Below are 291 nucleotides of genomic sequence, written 5' to 3'. Positions count from 1 at the left end.
TAGTTTTCAGAGTATTAACTCTAAATAACAAATATTAATTTTAATGTTTGTTTGCCTTAAATAAATACATTGATGTGGTTATTATAGCAAAGAGGATACACCTGTTCCCATTCCGAACACAGAAGTTAAGCTCTTTAGCGCTGATGGTACTTGGTGGGCAACTGCCTGGGAGAGTAAGACATAGCCACGTTAATGTGCCGAAGTGGCGGAACTGGCAGACGCACAGGACTTAAAATCCTGCGGGACTTACCTCTCGTACCGGTTCGATTCCGGTCTTCGGCACCATTTATA

1 tRNA gene and 1 rRNA gene are annotated in these 291 nt (G+C 41.9%); both read left to right on the top strand.

From position 1 onward, the window contains the following. Positions 1-73 precede the first annotated feature (73 nt). Positions 74-190 (top strand): 5S ribosomal RNA (gene rrf, locus BN899_RS18380). A gap of 6 nt (positions 191-196) precedes the next feature. Continuing rightward, positions 197-285, top strand: a tRNA-Leu gene (locus BN899_RS18375). Positions 286-291 lie beyond the last annotated feature (6 nt).

The organism is Faecalimicrobium dakarense, from assembly GCF_000499525.1.
Lineage (GTDB): Bacteria > Bacillota > Clostridia > Peptostreptococcales > Peptostreptococcaceae > Faecalimicrobium > Faecalimicrobium dakarense.
This window is presented reverse-complemented; position numbering and strand designations above follow the sequence as displayed.